Here is a 3,892-nt window from a genome sequence, read left to right as displayed (position 1 = left end):
GGGCCCGCGACACCGACGACAACACCCTGGAGGCACTGTGAGCGAGAACCCGGCCGACATTCCCGAGCTGGAGGCCCTGAACTTCCTCAACTACGGCGCCGAGCCCGATCTGGTGAACGCCGCCGTCTCCCACGTCCGCTCCGTGCTGCCCGAGTGGGAACCCCGCGCCGGGAACACCGAAATGGTGCTGCTGGAGTCCATGGCAGTAATGCTGGGCCCGAACATTCTGGCCGTCCAAATGCTCGCCGGGCAGATCGTGGAGCAGCTGATGAGCCTTTACGGCATCGTCCGCTCAGAGGGGCAGCGGGCCCGCGTGCAGCTCCTGGTGGAGGTCACCAACTCCTCCCCGACCCAGACGATCCCGGCTGGCACCCGGTTCCGCTACACGGTGGAGCAGACCGGCGAAACGATCGACTTCGTGGCGGACGAGAGCCTTGAAATCATCACCTCGGAAACGCTGGCCGGTGCACTCACCGCCACCGCCGAGGACGTCGGCACCGCCGCAAACAGCCTCCCGCTGGGCGCAGTCCTGCACGTTGTTGACCCGCTGCCGTTCGTGGAGGCAGCCACGTCCTCCAGCCCCGCAACCGGCGGCACCGGCCCGGAGACGGAAGCCGAGTTCCAGGGGCGTGCTGCAGCAGTGCTGGCCCGCCTGACGTCCACGCTGGTGCTGCCCGAGCACTTCAGTTTCGCCGCGCTGGCGGAGCCCGAGATTGGCCGGGCGAAGGTGCTGGACCTCTACAACCCGGCCGCCACCCCCAAGACCGGGCAGCCCGGGCACGTCACCGTCGCCGTCGCGGGCAAGGACGGGCAGCCAGTGTCGCAGGAGACGATGGACCTGCTGGCCGCGTCCATGGCCGAGCAGGCGCTGGCTTCGCTGACCATCCACATTATTGAGCCCACCTACACGCCGGTCGATATTGCGGTCACGGTGAAGGCTGCGCCCGGGTACGACCCGGAGGTGGTGCGGTCGTCGGTGGCTGCGGCGCTGCAGGCGTGGCTGTCGCCCGCGCGATGGGACTGGGCTGCAGCAGTCACCCAGTACGCCGTTGTCGCCGTTGTTGCGGCAGTGCCCGGCGTCCGCGAGGTCATTACCGCCCCCGCCACCCAGCAGCTCCTTGGTGACGCGCCGCTGCCGCAAATCGGCGCGATCACGGTGACCGTCCAGTGAGCGCGAACGTGCCGGTCACCGACTGGACCCGCGCATGGTACGAGCTGCTGCCCGCCGCCTACCGCGATATGGACGCCGCGCAAACAAACCCCGCCCCTCCCCCGTGGGACGGCTTCACCTCCGACCCGAAGTTCCTGCACGGCTGGGGCGAGTGGAACACCGAGGCGACCGTGGCCGATGAGGAGCTGGTGGAGGTGCGCATGCACCGCACCTTCACCGGGCTGCTGTCCTCCGAGCAGGTCCACGTGCAGGCGTGGTGGCCGGACCCGGCCGTCGAGGACTGCTATGTGGCGCTGGAGGTCAAAGACTCTCGCGGTGTTGTTCTGGCCGAAACAATGGTTGACCCGGTAGTCGAGGCCGGGAGCGCAACCGTGATGGCGCTCCCGCCGGTGGACGGGCATCTGGAAGTCAGCATCTTCGTCGGCGTCCCCGCGGGCGAAGGCAACGCGCTGCAGCTCGCGGCCGTGAACATCGGTTACCGCTCGGTGCTGCAGGAGGAGCTGCCCGGCCGGTATGACGGGCCCACCAGCCACCCGCTGCTGCGCTGGATGGACGGGCCGGGGTCCATTGCCCAAACCACCCGCACCGTCTCCGACGACCTGTGGGCTGGCCGCTACACCAACCCGGCCACGGCGCCCGCGCACGCGCTGCGGTGGCTGGCGCAAATGATGGGCACCCCGCTGAGCCTGCGGAAGCGGCCGGTGGAGGAGCTGCGCGAGTACCTGACCAACATGCTTGCCTCGGGCCGCTCCGCAACCGGCACCCGGCAGGGCATCGCGGACGCCGCCAAGGGCTTCCTCACCGGCGACCGGCAGGTGTCCGTGGCCGCGTCCAAGACCAAGAAGCACACCCTTGTTCTGCTGGTTCGCGCCGATGAGGTGCCCGGTGGCGCCGCGGGGCTGCCAGCGCTGGCCAAGGTGGTGCAAGACGCTGGCGTAATCCCAGCCGGGCACGTCCTGGTGGCCCAGATCGCCACCGCCACCTGGGACGACTGGATGGCGGCAGCGGGCGAGACGTGGGCCGAGCGTGAAGCCGCAGCAAAGACCTGGACCCAAGCCGATTCGCTCGGCGTTCAACTGGAGGAAACACCATGACCGAAAACGCGGGAACCCGCATCATCGTTGGCACCCCGGGACTCAGCGCCTATCAGGTGGCTGTAGCCGAGGGGTTCGTTGGCACCCGGGCCGAGTGGCTGGCGTCCTTGAACGCCGAGCCCAAGGCATCGGCGGCCGCCGCCCAAACCTCTGCAGCGCAAGCCCAGGAAGCTGCCACCAGCGCCGCCAACGACGCCTCCGCCGCGCTTCAGTCCGCTGCTGACGCGCAGGCATCCGCCGCCGATGCTGCGCAGATCGCTGCTGACGCGGCAGCTCCGTTCACTGCAGCGGCAGAACTGGCAGCCACCAACGCGCAGGCGTCCGCTGACACTGCCACCGCAGCCATTGCCGAAGCTGTCGGGTACAAGGACGAGGCGCTGGGGTACAAGGACGAGGCTTTGGCTGCAGCAGCCGACGCCAACGCTTCGCGCACCGCCGCCGAGCTGTCGGCTGAAGGCGCTGCGGCAGCCGTCGCTGACGGGCTGGCGGGCGTCCGCCAAGTCCTCGCCGTGACCTCCAAGGCAGAGCGGGACGCGCTGGAGCCCTACGAGGGCATGATTGTGATTCGCCTCGACCAGGACGGGGTGATCGACCGCTACATCGGCGGCCGGTGGATTGACGGTGATACCGGCTGGATTACCGTACAGATCAACGAACCGTTCAAGCACTTGGGAGCCGAGACTGTTCAGTACCGGGTGCGGCGGGGCCAGGAGGTGTCGTTCCGGGGTCGGCTGGCCCCGGACGGAATGATTGCCAACGGCAACAATGACAGCGTGTTTCAGATCAACCCGGAACATGCCCCGCAGCGCTCGTACATCGGCACCCTGCAGAGCCACCAAGGAACGAACCGTGCCTTCATCATGATCTTGAGCAGCGGGGTGGCTCAGGTGCGGACGTCAACAACCCTCGGCGCCTACTACTCCTTCGATGAGGTGGAATACTCAACGAACTAGCACGTAGTTACGTAAACAGCTACCGCGACACGCGGAGGGGTTGGACTTTAGCCCCTCCGCGGTGTTTACTGACAAAGAAGTGAAGCCCCGGAGCTACCAACTCCGAGGCTTCTGCACTAGGCCCACTGATCAAGGTTTGCTAGCTAGTGCTTCTGTCCCTCACTCTAACGGGATTTCGGGAGCGGTGTCTAGTAGACCGGGTGTGCCAAGTGCACCCGGTCTTTTTCATGCCTTCCCGGGGTCCAATAAGGCATGGCGGTGAAGATGCGCAGCTTGCCGGGCAACCGCACCCGGACGGGACAGAAAGCTACTGGACCGGAGCCCATACCGAGACACGTCCCGAAACGGGGCGGGTCTATTCGGCGTGGCCATTCTGGCTGGAGTGCGCGGCTGCCGGGGCGAATCTTTGGGGAAGGGGGCTTGCAAAGGCGATAGCTCCCGCAGGGAGTCCGAGCAGTGCAGCACCACTCCGCTAGATGAGGTTCTTGATGACCCTCTTGGCCACTCGCTTCTGCAGGGCGGCGTCGGCCAGCATTTCCTCCAGTGCAGCGCGAACCACCTCGACGGTGGGGATTCTTGCCTTGCCGGTGACTTCGCTGATGTTGGTGGTGTCGGGCCACGCCTTCAGCTCCTTGTAGAGCGCTGGCTGCACCTGGACCGTGAGGCTGACGGGC

Annotated in this window: 4 protein-coding genes; 3 read left to right on the top strand and 1 reads right to left on the bottom strand. The window is 67.0% G+C overall.

What is annotated here, in order from left to right; genetic code table 11:
* The first annotated feature begins 37 nt into the window (after positions 1–37).
* Genes ACMX2H_RS18755 through ACMX2H_RS18745 form a run of 3 tightly spaced genes read left to right on the top strand, consistent with a single transcriptional unit; the run spans position 38 to position 3,218 of the window.
* Entirely contained in the window at positions 38–1,171 is a 1,134-nt protein-coding gene (locus ACMX2H_RS18755; RefSeq protein WP_414962767.1) for a baseplate J/gp47 family protein, read from the top strand.
* Entirely contained in the window at positions 1,168–2,265 is a 1,098-nt protein-coding gene (locus ACMX2H_RS18750) for a hypothetical protein (protein ID WP_414962766.1), read from the top strand. Before ACMX2H_RS18755 ends, ACMX2H_RS18750 begins: the two co-directional genes overlap by 4 nt.
* On the top strand, positions 2,262–3,218 hold the full coding sequence (locus ACMX2H_RS18745; protein ID WP_414962764.1) for a hypothetical protein: 957 nt from the start codon (positions 2,262–2,264) through the stop codon (positions 3,216–3,218). The genes ACMX2H_RS18750 and ACMX2H_RS18745 overlap by 4 nt, the downstream gene beginning before the upstream one ends.
* Positions 3,219–3,690: 472 nt before the next feature.
* On the opposite strand, the gene ACMX2H_RS18740 is transcribed toward ACMX2H_RS18745, so the two are convergent.
* The coding region (locus ACMX2H_RS18740) for a hypothetical protein (RefSeq protein WP_414962763.1) at positions 3,691–3,892 on the bottom strand (202 nt) is incomplete at its 5' end.

Origin of the sequence: Arthrobacter sulfonylureivorans (genome assembly GCF_047607445.1) — a bacterium.
GTDB lineage: Bacteria > Actinomycetota > Actinomycetes > Actinomycetales > Micrococcaceae > Crystallibacter > Crystallibacter sulfonylureivorans_A.
Note: the sequence above shows the minus strand (reverse complement) of the source record. Positions and strands in the feature narration are given on the sequence as shown.